The sequence below is a fragment of the Nonomuraea sp. NPDC049141 genome (assembly GCF_040648415.1).
Lineage (GTDB): Bacteria > Actinomycetota > Actinomycetes > Streptosporangiales > Streptosporangiaceae > Nonomuraea.
Genome location: NZ_JBEZDR010000026.1, coordinates 50,021 through 67,477, shown reverse-complemented (window position 1 = coordinate 67,477; position 17,457 = coordinate 50,021). Strand labels below are relative to the sequence as shown.

Genomic DNA, 17,457 nt, shown 5'->3' with positions numbered 1-17,457 from the left:
TCCAGGCCAGGGCGGAGGACGTCAGCCGCTGTTGGTGGTCGGGCCGGGCCCCTCGCCCGCCTTCTCGTCGGTGGACGGGCCGTCGTCGGTGGAGCCGGAGGTCGGGGGGAGGTTCAGCGGGGTCGCCTCGCAGGGCGCCACCGTCCCCTTGACCACCTCCAGCGAGGTCGCGATGGGCGGCTTGTCCGCCTGGTCGACGGAGACCGCCAGGACCAGCGTCTGATCGCCCACCACCTGCCCCTTGTCGATCCGGAACACGATCCCCGTCCCGTCCCTCCCGACTTTGATGCCGTTCTCGACCCGCCCGTAGCCGGCCCCGTGCTCGCCTCGGGGCTGCTTACAGGTCTGGCCCGCCGGCAGGTAGTCGACCACCGCCGCCACTCCCGCCGCAGCGAGCTTGGCCGCCAACTCGTCCGAGTCGCGGAACTCGTTGATCCGCACCTCGACCGACCCGTCCGCGCTCTTGGTCACAGCGAAGGCCGGTGCTCCGCCGTACACGTTCATGGCCACCACCGTGGCCGCCGCGACCCCCGCCACCGCGGCGGCCAGTCCCACGACACGGCGGCGTCGTACCGGGGTCTCGACGACCATGTCCGCCTTCCTGGCGGCGATGTCGTCCTTGAGCGCACTGAGCAGGCGCTCCTCGAAGTTGCTCATGCCTGTCCCTCCACGTACACAGCCGATGGCGAAGCGATGTCTTCAAGGGCGCGTCTGGCCCGATGCAACCGGACTCGTGCGGTCACCCCGTTGATGCCCAAGGCCGCGGCGGCCTCCTTGACGGTGAGCTGATCGATCGCCACGAGCTCCAGTACGGCCCGTTCGCCCTCGGGCAGCTTGCCCATGGCCTCCAGGGCACGGCGCATCTGGCGCTCGGCGTCGATCCGTTCCTCCATCCGGTCGAGATCGTGGTCGTCCATCATTCGCCTGCCCGCGATGCGGCTGGTCGCCTTCGTCTCGCGGGCGTTGCGTCGATACTGGGCGGAGACGACGTTGCGTGCCACGCCGTACAACCAAGCGGTCTCGCTGCCCCGGCCGGGGCGGTAGGTGTGCCCGGAGTCCAGGACCGCCAGGAAGATGTCGGCAGTCAGATCGGCGGCCAGATGAGGATCGCTCACTCGGCGTACGACGAACCGCATGAGGCCATCGACATGGCGGCGATAAAAGGCTTCAAAGGCCTCGGGGTCTTCGTTGAGGCGCACAGGCCTCGCTCCCTTCGTCGTTCGCCCTTACATCTCTACTTGGACCGAAGGCCGCGAAGCGTTTCCGATCAGGTCGGCCGAAGGAGTTCGGCGACGTCGAGCCAGATGGTGACCTCGGCGGCGGTGAAGTGCCGGATCGCCCAGTCGACCATCCGCAGGCTCATGTGGGCCCAGCAGGCCGGCGCCACCTTCTCACTCACCAACCCATCGAGCAGGCGAGCCAGCTCCGGTGCCCGGTGCGTGAGGTCGAAACGCAGCGTGACGAGGTCGAAGTCGGCGTCACCCCGCGTGGCGCCGTCCCAGTCGATCACCCCCGTGACCGCGCCCGATTCGTCGACCAGCACGTTCTCGGGGTGGAAGTCGGTGTGGACGAGGTCGTCGCCGTCCAGCTGCTCCGGGAGGGCGGCGCCGACCTCCTCCACCTGGTCGAGCAGGCGGCGCGTCCGGCTGTCGTACGTCCGCAGCGGCTCGTGCAGGCAGAAACCCGGCCCGTCGCCGCGCAGGAAGAGCGCCATCCCGGGCAGGTCCGTACGGCCGGCCAGCAGGCCACGGCAGCGCCGGTTGACGTCGAGCATCGACTCGATCGTGCGCGGGGAGGGCTGGTTCGGGGAAGAGCCGGGCAGCAGCTCCTGCACCACGATCGGCGGGCGTACCAGCTCGTAGCGCGGCGCCGGGACACCCGCCGCGCGGGCCACCTCCAGCAGCGCGCCCACGTCGGGCCCGTGAGTGAGCACCGACCGGTGGCCGTCGGGCCAGCGCACGTACGCGGCACCGACCTGGCCGCCGGGGCACGGGCCTTCATAGGTGAGCGGGACATCGAGCCGGCGCAGGACGCCGTCGATGTCGAGACGAGGCACGCGGGGAAATGGCACAAGAACCGATCCTCGCCAGTCCTCCAGGTGTGACACAACAGACAACGGCGCACGGAATCACGGCTGATCGTCCCGATGCTGCAACAAGGGAGTGAGCTTCAAGCGAAGGGAAGCACGCCATGACCATCCTCGTCGCCTACGACGGCTCGGCCGACTCGCGCGCCGCGATCGAGTTCGCGGCCAAGCACCTGGCCGCCGAGCCCACGCTCATCGTGACCGTGTGGGAGCCCCTGCTCGTGCAGATCAAGAGGTATCCACTGGCCGGTGCCGGGGTCGTCTCCGACTCCGGTGAGGAGTGGCGGATCCAGGCCGAGCAGTACGCCAAGGAAGGGGCCGAGCTGGCGACCGCCTCAGGGCTCGCGGACGTGACCTATCGGGCGGTGGCCGACAACGAGTCGATCTGGCGGACGATCGTGGACGTCGCGGACGAGGTCGACGCGTCGCTGGTCGTCACCGGATCACGAGGACTGGCCGGCGTGCGCTCCGTGCTGCTGGGCAGCGTCTCCAACCACGTGCTGCACCACGCCCACCGGCCGACCCTGATCGTCCCCCCGGCCAAGAAGTGATCTAGCAGACCTGCGAGGACTCCGTCTCGGCGGGGGCCGGGCAGCATTGCTGGGGCGGGGCGAGCCGCGTGTCGATGCGCCTGGCGCCCGGTCCCTCGCTGCCCAGCCGGTCGTGCGGGTTGGCCAGCGCGCACCGGTCGAGTGACAGGCACCCGCAGCCGATGCAGTCCGTGAGGTCGTCGCGGAGCCGCTGGAGCTGCTCGATCCGGTCGTCGAGCTCGCCGCGCCAGGTCGCCGACAGCCGCGCCCAGTCGTCACGGGTGGGCGTACGCTCCTCCGGCAGTTCGGCCAGCGCGTCCTTGATGGTCCGCAGGGGGATGCCCAGCCGCTGCGACAGCCGGACGAACGCGACCCGGCGCAGCGTGTCACGCGTGTAGCGCCGCTGGTTGCCCGCGGTGCGGCGGCTCCCGATGAGCCCCTTGGCCTCGTAGAAGTGCAGCGCCGACACGGCCACGCCGCTGCGCTCGGCGAGCTGGCCGACCGTCAGCTCCTTGGAGTTCCATGCCACCTTGGTCATAACCTCAAGAATAGTTGAGGATTACCGGGCGGAAGTGGGTGACCAGCCGTTCGCCGTCGAAGATGTGCAGCGCGTAGGCGGGCGGCAGGTCGTACGAGACGGGGAACTCCGCGTCCGTCTCCACGCTGGTCAGGGCGGTCGAGATGACGCCGGGTGCGACGACCAGCGGCAGCCCGGCGAAGCGGGCCGACACGGCGGTGTGCGCGTGGCCGGTCAGCACCGCGGCCACGTTCGGGTGCCGTGACAGCAGGTCCGCCAGCCGTTCCGGCTCGCGCAACCGGATCTTGTCGACGTACGGGATGCCGAGCTCGATCGGCGGATGGTGCATCCCCACGAACGCCGGGACGTCAGGGCGCTCCGACAGCACCTCGTCGAGCCAGGCCAGCGTCTCGTCGGCCAGGTAGCCATGGGCGTGGCCGGGCACGCTCGAATCGGCCAGGGCGATCGTCACGTCGTCGAGCCTGAGCGCCTGGTTGGCGGGGCCGAGCAGCTTCTCGAACTCCGGCACCGCGTCATGGTTGCCCGGGCAGACGGCCAGCGGCAGCTCGCCGCGGAACAACTCGTCCGCGATCGCGTACTCCTCCGGCAGCGCGTGGTCCGCGATGTCGCCCGTGACCAGGACGGCGTCGAGACGCAGCGTACGCAGGTGCCGCATGACCTGCCGTGCGCGCTCGACACTCTCGTCGGAGCCCCCGATGTGCACGTCGCTGATCTGCGCAAAAATCGCCATCTGAGCACTTTATTCCACATGCATGGGCCGTTCGAAGAACGTCTCCAGCACGACGACCGTCTGGGTCCCGGTCACGCCGTCGACCTCGAACACCTGCCGCAGGACCTGCTGTAATTCCCGGGTGTCGGCCGTACGGACCTTGAGCAGGACCGAGGCGGGCCCGGCGATGACGTGCGCCTCCTCGACCGGCGCGATCGCCGCCAGCCGCGCGGCGGCGTCGCCCATCCAGGCGCCCCCGTCGACCAGCACGTACGCCACCACGTCCCGGCCGAGCGCCACCGGATCCACCTCGATCGTGGTGCGCTTGATCACGCCACGCTCCCGCAGCTTGCGCACCCGCTCGTGCGCCGCCCCGCCCGACAGGCCCACGGCCGTGCCGAGAGCCGCGTACGACCGTGTGGCGTCCTCCTGAAGCAGGCCGATCAGCATCTTGTCGATCTCGTCCATGACAGTATGCTATTCGACTATGGAGCAAATTTACCGAACCCCATCCAGCACGATCCCCACGGAGTTCGAGGTGCTGGACGAGCGCTTCGCCGCGATCGGCGGCGACGACCTGGTCGAGCGGATCTACACGGGCACCCGCTGGGCCGAGGGGCCGGTCTACTTCCCGGCGGGCCGCTTCCTGGTGTGGAGCGACATCCCCAACGACCGGATGCTGCGCTGGGACGAGATGACCGGCGTCGTGGGCCCGTTCAGGCAGCCCGCCGGCTACGTCAACGGCAACACGCTCGACGGCCAGGGCCGCCTGATCTCGTGCGAGCACGGCGCGCGCCGGGTCACCCGCACCGAGGCCGACGGCTCGATCACCGTGATCGCCGACCGCTGGCAGGGCAAGCGCCTCAACAGCCCGAACGACGCGGTGGTCCGCTCCGACGGCTCCATCTGGTTCACCGACCCCGCTTACGGCATCGACAGCGACTACGAGGGCCACCGGGCCGATCCCGAGATCGACGGCTGTCACGTCTACCGCGTCGATCCGGTGACGGGGGAGGTGGCCCGGGTGGCCGACGACTTCGACCGGCCCAACGGCCTGGCCTTCTCGCTGGACGAGTCCCGCCTCTACATCGCCGACACCCGCCGCAGGCACGTACGCCTGTTCGATGTGCACGACAACGGCACGCTCTCGGGCGGGAAGGTCTTCGCGCAGGGGACAGACGGCGACACCTTCGACGGGATGCGACTGGACGACACTGGCCGCGTGTGGGCGGCGGCGGGCAAGGCGGTGCTCTGCTACGACCCCGACGGGACGCTGATCGGCCGGCTCCACTTGCCCGACTCCGTCGCCAACGTGGTGTTCGGCGGGCTCAAGCGCAACCGGCTGTTCATCGCGGCCTCGACCTCGCTCTACTCGGTGATGCTGAACGTCACCGGCGCCCGCCCCGTCTGGTCCTAGCACTACTCCCAGCGGAACAACCGAATCGCGACCCCGCCGAAGACCAGCAGCCCGGCGGCCATGACGATGAGGTGCAGCGGCTGCGGCGCGTGGCCCGCCCAGGTGTCGCGCAGCGCCTGGGCGAACGGCCCGGCCACCGAATAGTCGCTCACCGCGCGCAGCGCGTCCGGCATGGCCTCGCGCGGGATCCACATGCCCGCCACGAACATCAGCGGGAACATCACCACCGACCCGATCCCCGGCGCCGACCTGCCCGTAGGCGCGATCGAGGAGATCACCAGTCCCAGGGCCAGCAGCGCGGCCGAGCCGAGCAGGAAGACCAGCACGAAACCGGGGAGCTGCTTGGGCATCGCGGCGCCGAGCACCACGTACCCGAGCACCACCAGCAGGAAGACCGACACGGTACCGACGACCAGGTTGATGAGGAGCTGTGCGGCCAGCAGCCGCCCCGGTGCCACGGGCGTCGTCGACATCCGCCGGAGCACCCCCTGCTCGCGATAGGTGACGAGGACGGCGGGCAGCACCGAACAGGCGAGCGTCAGCATCGCCAGCAAGGTCATCTGCGCCGGCAGCTGGGTGTCGATGTACCGCTGCCCGCCCATCGCCGGATCGGGCTTGCCCAGGTCGGGGAGGCTGCCGAGCCCCAGCAGCAGGGCGAGCGGCAGGCCGATGGTGAAGATCATGTTGGGCCACTGCCGCAGGTGCAGCTTGGTCTCGACGAGGAGGATCTTCCTCATGACAGCTTCCTTCCGGTCAGTGCGAGGAACGCGTCGTCGAGGGTGGCCTGTTCGATGCGCAGGTCACCGGGGACGATCTGGTGGTTGGCGAGCGTCAGCATGACGGCGGACGCGAGCTCGCCGGTGCCGGTCACCACGACCTGCTGTCCGCTCCTGGCGACCTCGGTCACCTCGGGCAGAGCCAGCAGGAGGTCGTCGGAGAAGGGTCCGGTCGGCCGGAATCGCAGCCGCTGCGCGCCTCCGACCTGGGCGATCAGCCCCGCCGGTGAGTCGGTGGCGACGACCCGGCCCGCGTCGATGAGCGCGACGCGGTCGCAGAGCCGCTCGGCCTCCTCCATGAAGTGGGTGACGAGCACGATCGTCACGCCGGAGTCGCGTACCTGCTCGACCAGCTCCCAGGTGTCCCTGCGGGCCTGCGGGTCGAGCCCGGTGGTGAGCTCGTCGAGCACCGCGACGCGCGGCCTGCCCACCAGCGCCAGCGCGACGGACAGGCGCTGCCGCTGGCCGCCGGAGAGTTTGCCGAAGTGCGTGCCCCGCTTGTCGCCGAGCCCGACGCGGTCGAGCAGCTCGGACCAGTCAGCCGGATCCGGGTAGAAGGAGGCGTAGAGGTCCATGGCCTCCCACACCTTGATCTTTTCCGGCAGCGCGGCGCTCTGCAACTGCGCGCCCAGCACCCGGCGCAGCGCGTCCCTGTCCTGCTGGGGGTCGATCCCGGTCACGCGTACGGTGCCACGATCGGGAGTGCGTAACCCCGCGACGCACTCGACGGTCGTGGTCTTGCCGGCTCCGTTCGGGCCGAGGATGCCGAAGATCTCGCCATCCGACACCTCGAACGACACGTCGTCCACCGCCACATGGTCGGGATACCGCTTGTGGAGGTTCCTGACCTCGATGATTTTCATGCCTTCGACGCTAGGAATCCCGGCTCGCGCGGGGAATCGGGCTGGGTACCCGGTGAAGGTGTACCTAGGTGCAATGTGCGGGAAGCTCCGGCTCGCGCACACTGGAGGCATGTTGAGAAGGTACGGCCAGGCCGCGGTGCTGCTGGCGCTGATCCTCGTCGAGGTGCCCGCCGCCGTCGCCTCCTTCACCATGCTCGTCCTGGCCTTCGGTCTCGGCGTGGTCCCTCTTCTCCCGCTGCAGGTCTGGCTCGTCAGACGGCTGGCGGAGCACACGAGAGGGCTGCTCGGGGAGTGGACGGGGACCCGGATCGACTCGCCGTACCTGCCCAAGCCGCCGCCTCCGCAGCGGCAGGCCGACGGGATGTACCGGTCGAACCGCACGCTGTACAAGTCGCCGCGGGTGCCGGCCTGGAACGACCGGTGGAAATGGATGGTCACCGATCCGGCGACCTGGCGCGACTGCGTCTGGCTGCTGCTGGACCCGGTGATCAAGCTGACTCTGCTGCCGATGTTCCTGCTGCTGCCCGACCGCGGGCTGCGCCTCTACGCCCTGTGGAGCGAGCTGGTCCTGTCCGCGACCGCCGCGAGCCGCCTTGCCGGACAGGTCAACCACCTCCAGCGCGTACGCAACCTCGCCGCCGACACGCAGGCCGCCGAGATGCGCAGGATCGAACGCGACCTGCACGACGGCACGCAGGCCAGGCTGGTGGCGATCGGCATGACGCTCGGGGCCGTCGAGCAGCTCGTCGACACCGACCCGGCCGCGGCCAAGGCGCTGCTGAGCAAGGCCAAGGAGGCGTCCTCGGAGACGCTGACCGAGCTGCGCACGGTCATCCGCGGCATCCACCCGCCGGTCCTGGCCGAACGCGGGCTGGGCGACGCCGTTCGAGCCCTGGCCATCGACAGCCCGTTACGGGTGAGCGTGGACGTCGACCTGGCGCACCGGCCGGAGCCGCCGGTGGAGGCCGCCGCCTACTTCGCGGTCAGCGAGCTGCTCTCCAACGCCGCCAGGCACGGCGGCGCCGCCACGGCCACGATCGACATCAGCAGTAACGGCCCCGACCTGCGGATCTCCGTGACCGACGACGGCATGGGCGGCGCCGACCCGAGCAAGGGCACCGGCCTGATGGGCATCGAGCGGCGGCTCGCTGCCTTCGACGGGGTGCTGGCCCTGAGCAGCCCGCCCGGCGGGCCGACCACGGTGACCATGCACATGCCCAGGGTTCTGCCGCAGCACTGGGCGGGCAGCCTGCCCAAGCTGCCGCGCTGGAAGGCCGCCGTGGTGGCCACGCTCTGGCTGACGTCCTGGTGCCCGCTGTTCCCGCAAGGCATCGTGGCGGGCATCTTCAAGGTCTTCGGCATCGAGGAGAAGTCGTGGTTCCTCGCGCTGTACCTGCCCGAGCCGTGGCAGTGGCCGGCCATCCTGTTCATGATCACACTGGGCGCCGCCATGTACCTGACGGCCGCACTGCTTCCGGCCTGCCACAACAAGGAGCGCTGGCTGGCCGAGGCGACACCCCGCCGTCTATGGTTCAGCCGATGAACCGCGTTCTCATCGCCGAAGACCTCTACCTGCTCAGGGACGGCCTGGTTCACCTGCTCCAGGCGCACGGCTTCACGGTCGTGGCCGCCGTGGAGAGCGGGCCCGAGCTGCTCAAGGGCCTGATCGAGCTGCGCCCCGACGTCTCGATCGTGGACGTACGGCTGCCGCCCACCTTCACCGACGAGGGCCTGCAGGCCGCGCTGGCGGCCCGCAAGCAGGTGCCCGGGCTGCCGATCCTGGTGCTGTCGCAGCACGTCGAGCAGCTGTACGCGCGCGAACTGCTGGCCGACGGATCGGGCGCGATCGGTTATCTGCTCAAGGACCGGGTGTTCAACGCCGAGCAGTTCATCGACGCCGTTCGCCGGGTCGCCGAAGGCGGCACCGCGATGGACCCCGAGGTGATCGCCAAGCTGCTGGCCAGCAACGCACGCAACGAACCGCTGGCCGCCCTCACGCCACGCGAGCGGGAGGTGCTGGAGGCGATGGCCGAAGGGCGGTCCAACGCCGCCATCTCCCAGCGGCTCTACCTCAGCGAGAGCGCGGTGGCCAAGCACACGGCCGGCATCTTCGCCAAGCTGGGTCTGGGGCCCTCCGATGACGACAACCGCCGCGTCCTGGCGGTGCTCGCCTACCTCAACAGCAGATAGTCCGCATTGTCGGTGACACCGGCTACCTTTCATAGGAGGCAGCGACACGAAAGGGTGGGTCAGGTGAAGATCCGGGTAAACCGCGATGTTCTGGCGGACGCGGTGGCATGGGCCGCCAGGGTCCTGCCAAGTCGCCCTGTGGTGCCCGTGCTCTCCGGCTTGCTGCTGGGGGCCGATGAGGAGTTGAGCCTGTCCGCGTTCGACTACGACGTCTCGGCGCAGGCCAGGATCGAGGCCGACGTGGCAGAGGAAGGCCAGGTGCTCATTCCCGGCCGCCTGCTGGCGGAGATCAGCCGCAGCCTGCCCGCCGAGGACGTCGAGATCGTCACCGAAGGGCAAGAGGCGGTCCTGACCTGCGGCAGCGCCGAGTTCGGCCTGATCACGATGCCCGTCGAAGACTTCCCGACCATGCCCACGATGCCGCCGAGCATCGGCGCCATCGGCGGTGGCGTCTTCGCCTCGGCCGTGAGCCAGGTCGCGCCCGCGGCCAGCCGCGACGACACGCTGCCGATGCTCACCGGCATCAGGGTCGACATCGAGGGCGAGTCGCTGACGATGGCGGCCACCGACCGCTACCGCATCGCGGCCCGCGACCTCACCTGGCGCCCGGTGGCTCCCGACGTCGCCATGTCCGCCATGGTGCCCGCTCGCGTGCTGGTCGACGTGGCCAAGACGTTGCGCGGGGGCGAGGTGGCGATGGCGCTGGGCGACGGCGTCGCGGGCTTCGAGAGCGTCGGCCGTAGCACCACGGTCCGCCTGCTCGACGAGCAGTTCATCGACTACCGCACCAGGCTGACCGCCGACTGGTCGATCAGGGCCGATGTGCCGGTGACGGCGTTCGTCAACGCCATCAAGCGGGTGGCGCTGGTGGCCGAGCGCAACACCGCGATCCGGCTGTCGTTCAGCCAGGGCCACGTCCGCATCCAGGCCGGCGGCGGCGACATCGGCCGCGGCTCCGAGGTGGTCGAGTGCGAGCTGCGCGGCGACGACATCCAGATCGCCTTCCAGTCGCAGTTCCTCCTCGACGGCCTGACCGGCATCGACACCGACCTGGCCCGCATCAACATGGAGTCACCCACCAGGGCCGCGCTCATCCAGGACGTTCCGGGTGACGCGCAGCCCAGCTTCCGCTATTTGGTGATGTCGCTGCGGCTCGGCTGAGCCGCTGGATCATTCGCCTTCGGTGAGCGCGATGAGAATGTGCTCCATGCAGGCGTGGCCGGCGCGCTCGGCGGCGGTGGCGTCGCCCGAGGAGATGGCCCGCGCGATGGCGTCGTGGGGAATGTAGCTCTTGTTCAGCGACGTGCCCGCGGCCGTGATGCTGGCCCGCAGCGCCGCTGAGAAGTCCTCATAGAGGTCGATCAGCACAAGGTTGTGCGTGGCGTGCGCCACCGACATGTGGAACGCCAGGTCGGCCTCGACGAAGGCGTCCGGGTCGTCCAGCTCCCAGGCGCGGTCTCGCTCGGCGAGCGCGGCCTCGATGCGCACGATGTCCTCGTCGGTGCGCCTGGTGGCGGCCAGGCGGGCCGACTCGACCTCCAGCGCGCGCCGTACTTCAAGGATCTCCAGCTGCTCCGCCTGGCGCAGGCGCCTGAGCATCGCGCCGGAGAGCTCGCTCGTGGCTCGGACATAGGTCCCGTCGCCCTGGCGGCACTCCAGCAGCCCGGCGTGGGTGAGCGCGCGTACGGCCTCGCGTACGGTGTTGCGCCCCACCCCGAGCTGCTCAGCGAGCACCGTCTCGGTAGGAATCTTGCCGTTCATCTGCCACAACCCTGAGGTGATCTGCTCCTTGAGTTGATCAATCACCTGGTCGACGAGCGAAGCTCGCTGAGCCGTACGCAGACTCACAGTCCGCCTCCTCCGGGGTGCCAGTCATCCCATGAGTCAATGACTGGTAGACCCTAATTATTCCAGACTCAAAAACCAAATCTGGAGCTCCCGGAGGCTAACGGGACACAGAAGCGTCGATCTTCACCCCTGCCAGTGCGGAATGGACGCCGGCTGCTTCCAGCGCCTTGCGATAGGCGCGGGTCTGCTGTGCCTTGTCTCCTGATTTGCCGTAAAGGTCGCCCAGCTCTCGCCAGCAGCGTGCGGCCTGCCTGTCAGAGCCGAACACTGGATGGTTGAGCGTGTCGAGCAATCGCTGGGCTTCGCCCAGGTGCCTCGCCGTGTCGGCGTTGAGCGCGAGCGCGACGGTGGCGAGCACCAGGTGGGCCTCGGCCGGTGCCGTGCCCGGGGCGTCGTGCACCAGGTCGAGCGCCGACGTAGCCAGCTCTCCTGCCCGCACGGCGTCCTGCGCACGCAGCTTGACCCTGGCGTGCGCGATGAGGCTCTCGCCGTGCTCCTGCGTGCTGCCCGCGGTGCTCGCGAACGCGCGAGTCGCCGCCTCGGCCCACAGGTCGGCCTCGGCGAGCGGCGACGAGTCGAGACTGGCCCAGTGCATGGCCGCCCGGGCCAACTGGAGCGCCAGCCTGGCGGGCCGGCCTGCCATGATCGCGTCGTCGGCCAGCCGTACGGCCAGCGCGGAGTCCTCGCCACCGGCCGCGGCGACGCTCGCCTGCCAGAGGGTGTGGATCTCAGCGGAACGGTCCACAATGTCAGGCACGCCGCCGGCGTCGAGCACCCGCCGGACATAGTCGAGCTCGGGGGAGTCGCCCTCGCGTCCGGTGCGCGCCTCAACCAGTGCGGCAGCCAGATCGATGGCGATCTCGCCTTGCGTGATCGCCAGCCGCTCCGCCTGCTCCAGCGCGTGCGCGGCCAGGTCTCGAGCCCGCAGACGGTCGCCCGCCCGCTGGTAGCAGCGGCTCAGCGCCACGGCGAGCGGCAGGTCGGCCAGCCGCTCGGGATGCGCCGCCGCCTCCCTGCGCAGTCGCTCGAACGCCTCGACCGCCTGGCCGAGCCGTCCCTGTGCCTCGAGGGCGCGCGCCCTGCCGAAGCGGGCGTGCGCGGTCAGCAGCGCGTTTTCCTCGTCGGATGCCTTCACGATCTCAGTGAAGCGGTCGGCCGCGACGATGGGGTCGCCGTGCTGTAGCTCCAGCTCCGCGTGGCGGAGGCCGAGCTCGGTATCGATGCGCTGCCGAGGCTCGATCCCATGCAGGAGGAACTCGGTGGTGCACCCCAGGCGCTCGGCCAGGAGTCTTGCTACAACCGGAGTCGGTGTCCGCTTGCCCGACTCGATGAGCGAGACATAACTGTCAGATAGGTCGGGTCCGGCCAGTTGGGCCTGAGACATCCGCCTGTTTAGCCGCAGTCCTCGGACGCGGTCACCGATGGTTCCCTGACTCGGCATCTCATCTCTCAAGGCGGGGAAGGGTCAACACTCCGCAATGATTGCATGAAGTCCCGCAATCGGGTATCCCCACGTGAAGAATTCCCCGAGCCAAGGATTAATCGTCGCTGTCGTCCTTGCTGGGGAAAAGCATCTGGCAGACCTCGAGGTACAAGGTCTCCGGATACGGAATGTACTCGACTGTTGACAGTGCCTGATCCTGACCAGCGGATTCGAGGATGAACTCACCGTAGCCGAGCATGCGCCCAAGCAGAGATCGCTGGAAGCTCATGTCGGTGACCTTGCCCAAAGGCATCATCGCGACTTTGCGGGTGATGAGGCCCGTGGTGAGCAACATCCGCTTTGAGGTAACCACAAAGTAGTCAACCGACCACTCCGCGACTTTCCATACAAAACGGATCAACAGCAGCAGCCAGAGCCACCACACGACAACGAGGGCCGTGCTGCTCCCCTCGCCGCCGAAAATCTTGCTGAGCAGCCCGGCGACGATCAGGCCGCCGAAGACCTCGGCGACCGGGCGAAGCAGCACGGCTGGGTGACGCCGTACCATGATGACCTGTTGTTCGTGGGGGAGAAGGTAACGGTTGACCGACGCCGGAGCAGAGTCCCCGTGGGTCACAAGTCTCATGAGAGAACGTTCACGAATTGAGCCAGTGAGTCGGCTCCGTTGATCATGGTGTCGAACGCCCCTCTGACCGCCTCAGCGGCGTCGGTTGGTCGCGCGAACAGGTAGTACGCCACAAAAGCGATACCCCCGTATGTGAAGACCTTTTTGACCTGCACTGTCGCCTCCGTACCACTACCTTCTACACCCGCCGTATACATTACCCACCCCAATGCCGGGGTAAAGGTAACTTTGCGGGTTAGTTTTGATCTTGCTTAGCCACGTTCGCTGGCCACCAGAGCCAGGACGTGAAGGTGCTTGCGCGCGATCCGCTCGACGAGACTCGGATGGGCATAGCCCGTGACCTCCAGCGCGCCGTAGTGCGCCGCCTCGACGCAGCGCGTTACGGTGACCGCGGAGTGGATGCCGGCGAACTCCTCGCGGAGTGCCGTCTCCACGTCCGCGTACGGACTTGACTCCGACTCGGTGTGCTCACTCACGAGAACACCTCGGTAATCGGAAAATCGCTCATCGTGCTCCCCCCACGCGCGTGCGGAAGTTGCCTTCCTCTCACTCCATACCCACGTGACAACAGTATGTAACGAAGCGAGTACGCAACGTGGCAGGTCAGACAACTCCGTAGAGTCGATCTCCCGCGTCGCCCAGCCCTGGAACGATGTAACCGTTCTCGTTCAGCCGCTCGTCGAGGGCGGCGGTCACGACGCGGATCGGCTTGCCGGAGTTGGCGAACACCTTGTCCATGTACGCCAGCCCCTCGGGCGCCGCGAGCAGGCAGATCGCCGTGACGTCGACGGCCCCACGGTCGAACAGGAACCGCACGGCCGCGGCGAGCGTGCCGCCGGTGGCCAGCATGGGGTCGACCACGTAGCACTGGCGCCCGGAAAGGTCGTCGGGCAGCCGGGTGGCGTAGGTCTCGGCCTGCAGTGTCGACTCGTTGCGGATCATGCCGAGGAAGCCGACCTCGGCCGTGGGCAGCAGCCTGGTCATGCCGTCGAGCATGCCGAGACCCGCCCGCAGGATCGGCACGACCAGCGGGGACGGCTTGGCCATCCGTACCCCGTGAGCATCGGCGACCGGGGTCTGCACGGTCACGTCGATGACCCGGACATCACGGGTCGCCTCATACGCCAGCAGGGTCACCAGCTCGTCCGCCAGCCGGCGGAACGTCGGCGAGTCCGTCCGGACATCACGTAGCGTGGTGAGCTTGTGTGCTACGAGAGGATGGTCGACGACGAGGGTTTCCATAAGGGACAACGCTATCTTGTGTGCAACGAACCGGCACGTCGCGTCATCGGTTTTGATCACAATTTGGTCGGAGCGGCACACAGGGGGTGGTCGGGTCTGGAACGATTGGAGGCCGAAGTGGCCACGTCGTGGGGTGGACGATGACAGAAGAAGATGCGCTCGACTTCGCCATCGTGGTCTATCGCGAGGATGAATGCTGGGACGCCGGGCTGCTGCCGGTCGCGCTGACGTCCGATCTGCACGGCCTGATCAAGGCTCTGCGCCAGCAGCCGAGCGAGAGTGGCACGATTGGCCTGGTCGCCGTGGGGGACGAGTTCTTCGTGGCGCTGCGGGTTCTCGGTGATCGCGTCGATGTCTTCCTCTCCGACATCGCCGCGTCCTGGGACTTCCCGCTGGCCGAGCAGGTTCTCGACTACCTCGACGTGCCGATCCCCGACGAGGAGGAACTCGACGAGATCCTCCAGGACGAGGAGACGGTGCTCCCCGCAGGCGATCTGTCGATCTTCGCGGACCTGGGACTCGACGAGATGGAGCTGGGCATACTCTCCGGCGACATCGAACTCCTCCCGGAGGACGTGCTGTCCAGCATCGCCGCGCGGCTCGGTTTCTCCGAGCCGTTCGAGCGGGCCATCGAATCGGTCTTCGGCTGACCCCTGGAGCATGGACATGGCGTCCAACACCTTTTCCGCGGCCTTCGTCAAGATCCCCGGCGGCTGGAGCGGCGCCGAGGTCGATCTCGGCGACGCCGAGATCGTCGACGACTTCGGCGACGCGGTGACCGAGGCCCTCGGCCTGTCCGGTGACGAGCTCGCCCTGCTCTGCGTCGAGGTGGAGGACGAGTGGTTCGCCATCGTCCGCTACCGCGGTGACGAGGAGCCGCGGGTGTTCCTCTCCGACGCGCACGCGATCCTTTCTGACACGCTCGGCGAGCTGTTCGCGGAGTTCGCCGGGGTGGCCCCCGACAAGGAGAGCAACGGGCTGGGCGTCAAGCCGGCCGGCGACTTCGAACTCCTCAGCGACCTGGGCGTGAGCTCGGAGGAGCTGCTGGAGCTGAGCATGGAAGAGGGCGTGCTGCCCGCCGACATCCTCTCCGTGATCGCCGAGCGGCTGTCCTTCGCCGACGAGCTCGACCGGTTGCGGTGAACCACGCCGACGCGATGCGCCTGGCCCTGGCCGAGGCCGTCGCGGCCGGCGCCCGCGGCGAGGTCCCCGTCGGCGCGGTCGTCCTCGGCCCGCTGGGCGAGGTGCTCGCCTCCGCCGGCAACTCCCGCGAGGCTTCCTCCGATCCGACCGCCCACGCGGAGGTCGTGGCCCTGCGGCAGGCCGCCCGGGCGCTCGGACGGTGGCGGCTGGAGGGCTGCACGCTGGTGGTCACGCTGGAGCCGTGCACGATGTGCGCGGGCGCCGCGGTGCTGGCCCGGGTCGATCGCGTCGTGTACGGGGCCGTCGACGAGAAGGGCGGGGCCGTGGGGTCACTGTGGGACGTGGTCCGGGACCGCAGGCTCAACCACCGGCCCGAGGTCGTCATGGGGGTGCTGGGTGAGGAGTGCGCTGCCGTACTAAAGGGGTTCTTCGGCACTCGGCGGATCCGGTAAGCTCGTCGACGGTGGTGTCGCCTAGTGGCCGAGGGCGCACGCCTCGAAAGCGTGTGATGGGGCAACTCATCCGTGGGTTCAAATCCCACCACCACCGCCACATATTTGGGCCTCTGACCTGTTTGATCGGGTCAGAGGCCTTTTGTTATGGCTGGACCTTCGGTGTCCCACCTGATGAGGGCCACCCGGTGTCCGACTTGAGCTCCGGTGCGGGGATCCACCTTGAAGGCCCCGAACAGGGTGGTGGTCTCCAACGACGTGGCGGCGGACCAGAGCGCCTCACGTGCCGTACTGCCGGCTTGGCGGGCGCAATGTGTCGCGATGGCCGCGGCGGCGACGGCTTGCGCGGCCGGATAGTCCGGGAGCGAACCGGCGCGCTCCCGGTACGCGGTCAGGAAGTCGTCCTCGGTCATGGACAGCTCGACGCGGTCGCCTCCGCCGGGGAACCACTGCCCGACGCCGTAGACGCCCACAGGGTCGCCGATGGCCGCGCCGAAGTCGCGGACGCCCGCGGCTACTGCGCAGACGGTCTGCGGAGGCGTCGGTAGTGATCTGGCCGACGTGACCGTTTCCACGTCTTCCTCGAAGGAGCCGGCGCAGAACAGGCTCCACGCCTCCGGCGACGGCAACGTGCGGATGTCGGTCGGCCCGAGGCGGGCGGTGCGGATGTTGAGGGAATGCGCCATGTGCTCGGCTCCGTCGGCCACCTGTCGGCCGAAGCTGCCCTTGCCCTGAAGGATCCGGAGCGGGTGTGGGTCACGCCGGGCGGCGAGGTGCCGGATGAAGGGGTCCGCGTAGCGGCTCGCGGGCGTGAGCACGGAGACCACGTGACCGGGGTGAGCTGTCTCGACGTCGTCGCCTGCTCCGCCGTGGTTCCAGATCAGGCGGTCCATGGCCGCGGCGATGGTGCCCGCTCTTCGCGTGAGCAGCGTGGAGTAGGGGCCGAGCAGGAGGTCGCACTCCGCCGCCAACCTGGGGAGGAGGGTCTCCACCCGCTCGGGGTCGCTGCCGTCGTCCTCGATGAGGAGGTCGACCGCGTCGGCCGTGGATCGCCAGATGTCCAGGGCGAGCCGGGCCTGGCCGCCGAAGCGCGCGTACTCGCCGGACAGCGACAGGCAGGCGCCGAGACGAAGCCGGTTCCCGTATGGCGCTGCCACGCTGTCCCCTCGCTTACTCGTTGTGGGCCCAGCCGCTCCACCGCTCGACGGTGATCACCACCACCGGGCCCTCAGGTCGCCGCTCCGCGTACTGTTCGTAGCGTTCGGCCAGCCGGTCGAGCCAGTGCCGGCGGGTGGTGTCGTCTTCGGCGATCGCCGCGGTGCCATCGGCTCGGGCCCACCACAGGTGCCGCCAGTCGTCGGAGTAGTGGTCGGCCAGGACGCACACGTGGTCGTTGGCGGCGATGTTGCGGAGCCTGCGGAGGTCGGTGGCGCGCTTCGGTTTGTGATCCACGGCGAACACGATCACGTCGTCCTCGACGGCGAAGACGATGGGCACCAGGTGCGGCACCCCTTGTCCGTCCACGGTGGCCAGCGTGGCGCTGCGTGCCGCCAGGAACTTCGATCGGGCCGTGGCCTCGTCCATCGAACCAACT

23 protein-coding genes and 1 tRNA gene are annotated in these 17,457 nt (G+C 68.8%); 9 read left to right on the top strand and 15 right to left on the bottom strand.

Annotated elements, in window-relative coordinates; translation table 11 throughout:
• Positions 1 to 21 precede the first annotated feature (21 nt).
• The 3 genes from AB0B91_RS51790 to AB0B91_RS51780 all read right to left on the bottom strand — a co-directional run bounded on the left by AB0B91_RS51790 (position 22) and on the right by AB0B91_RS51780 (position 2,056).
• A complete protein-coding gene (locus AB0B91_RS51790; protein WP_358338022.1) occupies positions 22 to 657 on the bottom strand; it encodes a hypothetical protein in 636 nt (211 codons plus the stop codon).
• On the bottom strand, positions 654 to 1,199 hold the full coding sequence (locus AB0B91_RS51785) for an RNA polymerase sigma factor (protein WP_358338019.1): 546 nt from the start codon (positions 1,197 to 1,199) through the stop codon (positions 654 to 656). The genes AB0B91_RS51790 and AB0B91_RS51785 overlap by 4 nt, the downstream gene beginning before the upstream one ends.
• Before the next feature lie 68 nt (positions 1,200 to 1,267).
• Positions 1,268 to 2,056: a phosphotransferase gene (locus tag AB0B91_RS51780; RefSeq protein ID WP_358338016.1), complete on the bottom strand. Its 789-nt coding sequence runs from the start codon at positions 2,054 to 2,056 to the stop codon at positions 1,268 to 1,270.
• A gap of 134 nt (positions 2,057 to 2,190) precedes the next feature.
• On the opposite strand from AB0B91_RS51780, the gene AB0B91_RS51775 reads away from it, so the two are divergent.
• Positions 2,191 to 2,637, top strand: a complete 447-nt coding sequence (locus tag AB0B91_RS51775; protein ID WP_358338013.1) for a universal stress protein — start codon at positions 2,191 to 2,193, stop codon at positions 2,635 to 2,637.
• 1 nt (position 2,638) lies between these two features.
• Here AB0B91_RS51775 and soxR read toward each other — a convergent pair whose 3' ends face one another.
• From soxR to AB0B91_RS51760, 3 genes are read right to left on the bottom strand one after another with little or no spacing between them, the layout of a single operon-like run.
• Complete coding sequence (gene soxR / locus AB0B91_RS51770) at positions 2,639 to 3,154, bottom strand: redox-sensitive transcriptional activator SoxR (protein WP_358338010.1); 516 nt, start codon at positions 3,152 to 3,154, stop codon at positions 2,639 to 2,641.
• Between the two features lie 4 nt (positions 3,155 to 3,158).
• On the bottom strand, positions 3,159 to 3,884 hold the full coding sequence (locus tag AB0B91_RS51765) for a metallophosphoesterase (RefSeq protein WP_358338007.1): 726 nt from the start codon (positions 3,882 to 3,884) through the stop codon (positions 3,159 to 3,161).
• Positions 3,885 to 3,893: 9 nt separating this feature from the next.
• Entirely contained in the window at positions 3,894 to 4,331 is a 438-nt protein-coding gene (locus AB0B91_RS51760; RefSeq protein ID WP_358338004.1) for an Lrp/AsnC family transcriptional regulator, read from the bottom strand.
• A 19-nt stretch (positions 4,332 to 4,350) separates the two neighbouring features.
• Between AB0B91_RS51760 and AB0B91_RS51755 the strand changes: the two genes are divergently transcribed.
• Positions 4,351 to 5,280, top strand: a complete 930-nt coding sequence (locus AB0B91_RS51755; RefSeq protein ID WP_358338002.1) for an SMP-30/gluconolactonase/LRE family protein — start codon at positions 4,351 to 4,353, stop codon at positions 5,278 to 5,280.
• A gap of 2 nt (positions 5,281 to 5,282) precedes the next feature.
• Here AB0B91_RS51755 and AB0B91_RS51750 read toward each other — a convergent pair whose 3' ends face one another.
• Both AB0B91_RS51750 and AB0B91_RS51745 read right to left on the bottom strand, forming a co-directional pair.
• Positions 5,283 to 6,017 (bottom strand): ABC transporter permease, encoded by a 735-nt coding sequence (locus tag AB0B91_RS51750; RefSeq protein WP_358337999.1) that lies wholly within the window; start codon positions 6,015 to 6,017, stop codon positions 5,283 to 5,285.
• A complete protein-coding gene (locus AB0B91_RS51745; protein ID WP_358337996.1) occupies positions 6,014 to 6,919 on the bottom strand; it encodes an ABC transporter ATP-binding protein in 906 nt (301 codons plus the stop codon). The genes AB0B91_RS51750 and AB0B91_RS51745 overlap by 4 nt, the downstream gene beginning before the upstream one ends.
• A 109-nt stretch (positions 6,920 to 7,028) precedes the next feature.
• On the opposite strand from AB0B91_RS51745, the gene AB0B91_RS51740 reads away from it, so the two are divergent.
• The 3 genes from AB0B91_RS51740 to dnaN all read left to right on the top strand — a co-directional run bounded on the left by AB0B91_RS51740 (position 7,029) and on the right by dnaN (position 10,270).
• Complete coding sequence (locus AB0B91_RS51740; protein WP_358337993.1) at positions 7,029 to 8,462, top strand: histidine kinase; 1,434 nt, start codon at positions 7,029 to 7,031, stop codon at positions 8,460 to 8,462.
• Positions 8,459 to 9,109 (top strand): response regulator transcription factor, encoded by a 651-nt coding sequence (locus AB0B91_RS51735; protein WP_219535042.1) that lies wholly within the window; start codon positions 8,459 to 8,461, stop codon positions 9,107 to 9,109. Before AB0B91_RS51740 ends, AB0B91_RS51735 begins: the two co-directional genes overlap by 4 nt.
• Positions 9,110 to 9,172: 63 nt before the next feature.
• Entirely contained in the window at positions 9,173 to 10,270 is a 1,098-nt protein-coding gene (gene dnaN, locus AB0B91_RS51730; protein ID WP_358337990.1) for a DNA polymerase III subunit beta, read from the top strand.
• 9 nt (positions 10,271 to 10,279) lie between these two features.
• Here the strand turns inward: dnaN and AB0B91_RS51725 are convergent, their stop codons facing one another.
• From AB0B91_RS51725 to upp, 5 genes are all read right to left on the bottom strand, one after another.
• The gene (locus AB0B91_RS51725; protein ID WP_219535040.1) at positions 10,280 to 10,957 is read right to left on the bottom strand and encodes a FadR/GntR family transcriptional regulator; all 678 of its coding nucleotides are present in this window, start codon (positions 10,955 to 10,957) and stop codon (positions 10,280 to 10,282) included.
• A gap of 97 nt (positions 10,958 to 11,054) precedes the next feature.
• Positions 11,055 to 12,398, bottom strand: a complete 1,344-nt coding sequence (locus AB0B91_RS51720) for a helix-turn-helix transcriptional regulator (protein WP_358337987.1) — start codon at positions 12,396 to 12,398, stop codon at positions 11,055 to 11,057.
• Positions 12,399 to 12,495: 97 nt separating this feature from the next.
• Positions 12,496 to 13,026, bottom strand: coding sequence for a PH domain-containing protein (locus AB0B91_RS51715; protein WP_214635196.1), 531 nt, complete (start codon positions 13,024 to 13,026; stop codon positions 12,496 to 12,498).
• Positions 13,027 to 13,277: 251 nt separating this feature from the next.
• Positions 13,278 to 13,502, bottom strand: coding sequence for a hypothetical protein (locus AB0B91_RS51710; protein ID WP_358337984.1), 225 nt, complete (start codon positions 13,500 to 13,502; stop codon positions 13,278 to 13,280).
• 127 nt (positions 13,503 to 13,629) lie between these two features.
• Positions 13,630 to 14,268 (bottom strand): uracil phosphoribosyltransferase, encoded by a 639-nt coding sequence (upp, locus tag AB0B91_RS51705; protein WP_219535038.1) that lies wholly within the window; start codon positions 14,266 to 14,268, stop codon positions 13,630 to 13,632.
• Positions 14,269 to 14,408: 140 nt separating this feature from the next.
• Between upp and AB0B91_RS51700 the strand changes: the two genes are divergently transcribed.
• From AB0B91_RS51700 to AB0B91_RS51685, 4 genes are all read left to right on the top strand, one after another.
• Positions 14,409 to 14,918 (top strand): tRNA adenosine deaminase-associated protein, encoded by a 510-nt coding sequence (locus AB0B91_RS51700; protein ID WP_358337981.1) that lies wholly within the window; start codon positions 14,409 to 14,411, stop codon positions 14,916 to 14,918.
• Between the two features lie 16 nt (positions 14,919 to 14,934).
• Positions 14,935 to 15,411, top strand: coding sequence for a tRNA adenosine deaminase-associated protein (locus AB0B91_RS51695; protein ID WP_214635192.1), 477 nt, complete (start codon positions 14,935 to 14,937; stop codon positions 15,409 to 15,411).
• The gene (gene tadA, locus AB0B91_RS51690; protein WP_358337978.1) at positions 15,408 to 15,863 is read left to right on the top strand and encodes a tRNA adenosine(34) deaminase TadA; all 456 of its coding nucleotides are present in this window, start codon (positions 15,408 to 15,410) and stop codon (positions 15,861 to 15,863) included. The genes AB0B91_RS51695 and tadA overlap by 4 nt, the downstream gene beginning before the upstream one ends.
• A 10-nt stretch (positions 15,864 to 15,873) precedes the next feature.
• Positions 15,874 to 15,963: transfer RNA gene (locus tag AB0B91_RS51685), tRNA-Ser, on the top strand.
• 31 nt (positions 15,964 to 15,994) lie between these two features.
• Here AB0B91_RS51685 and AB0B91_RS51680 read toward each other — a convergent pair.
• Positions 15,995 to 17,020: an ABC transporter substrate-binding protein gene (locus tag AB0B91_RS51680; RefSeq protein WP_358337975.1), complete on the bottom strand. Its 1,026-nt coding sequence runs from the start codon at positions 17,018 to 17,020 to the stop codon at positions 15,995 to 15,997.
• A 13-nt stretch (positions 17,021 to 17,033) separates the two neighbouring features.
• Positions 17,034 to 17,447, bottom strand: coding sequence for a TIGR03668 family PPOX class F420-dependent oxidoreductase (locus tag AB0B91_RS51675; protein ID WP_358337972.1), 414 nt, complete (start codon positions 17,445 to 17,447; stop codon positions 17,034 to 17,036).
• Positions 17,448 to 17,457: the final 10 nt, after the last annotated feature.

Coding starts and splice junctions, on each gene's coding strand:
- AB0B91_RS51755 (WP_358338002.1), top strand. CDS start 4,351: ATGGAGCAAATTTACCGAACCCCATCCAGCACGATCCCCACGGAGTTC.
- AB0B91_RS51760 (WP_358338004.1), bottom strand. CDS start 4,331: ATGGACGAGATCGACAAGATGCTGATCGGCCTGCTTCAGGAGGACGCC.
- AB0B91_RS51695 (WP_214635192.1), top strand. CDS start 14,935: ATGGCGTCCAACACCTTTTCCGCGGCCTTCGTCAAGATCCCCGGCGGC.
- AB0B91_RS51720 (WP_358337987.1), bottom strand. CDS start 12,398: ATGCCGAGTCAGGGAACCATCGGTGACCGCGTCCGAGGACTGCGGCTA.
- AB0B91_RS51775 (WP_358338013.1), top strand. CDS start 2,191: ATGACCATCCTCGTCGCCTACGACGGCTCGGCCGACTCGCGCGCCGCG.
- AB0B91_RS51790 (WP_358338022.1), bottom strand. CDS start 657: ATGAGCAACTTCGAGGAGCGCCTGCTCAGTGCGCTCAAGGACGACATC.
- AB0B91_RS51750 (WP_358337999.1), bottom strand. CDS start 6,017: ATGAGGAAGATCCTCCTCGTCGAGACCAAGCTGCACCTGCGGCAGTGG.
- soxR (WP_358338010.1), bottom strand. CDS start 3,154: ATGACCAAGGTGGCATGGAACTCCAAGGAGCTGACGGTCGGCCAGCTC.
- AB0B91_RS51740 (WP_358337993.1), top strand. CDS start 7,029: ATGTTGAGAAGGTACGGCCAGGCCGCGGTGCTGCTGGCGCTGATCCTC.
- AB0B91_RS51675 (WP_358337972.1), bottom strand. CDS start 17,447: ATGGACGAGGCCACGGCCCGATCGAAGTTCCTGGCGGCACGCAGCGCC.
- AB0B91_RS51735 (WP_219535042.1), top strand. CDS start 8,459: ATGAACCGCGTTCTCATCGCCGAAGACCTCTACCTGCTCAGGGACGGC.
- AB0B91_RS51765 (WP_358338007.1), bottom strand. CDS start 3,884: ATGGCGATTTTTGCGCAGATCAGCGACGTGCACATCGGGGGCTCCGAC.
- AB0B91_RS51700 (WP_358337981.1), top strand. CDS start 14,409: ATGACAGAAGAAGATGCGCTCGACTTCGCCATCGTGGTCTATCGCGAG.
- AB0B91_RS51745 (WP_358337996.1), bottom strand. CDS start 6,919: ATGAAAATCATCGAGGTCAGGAACCTCCACAAGCGGTATCCCGACCAT.
- upp (WP_219535038.1), bottom strand. CDS start 14,268: ATGGAAACCCTCGTCGTCGACCATCCTCTCGTAGCACACAAGCTCACC.
- AB0B91_RS51715 (WP_214635196.1), bottom strand. CDS start 13,026: ATGAGACTTGTGACCCACGGGGACTCTGCTCCGGCGTCGGTCAACCGT.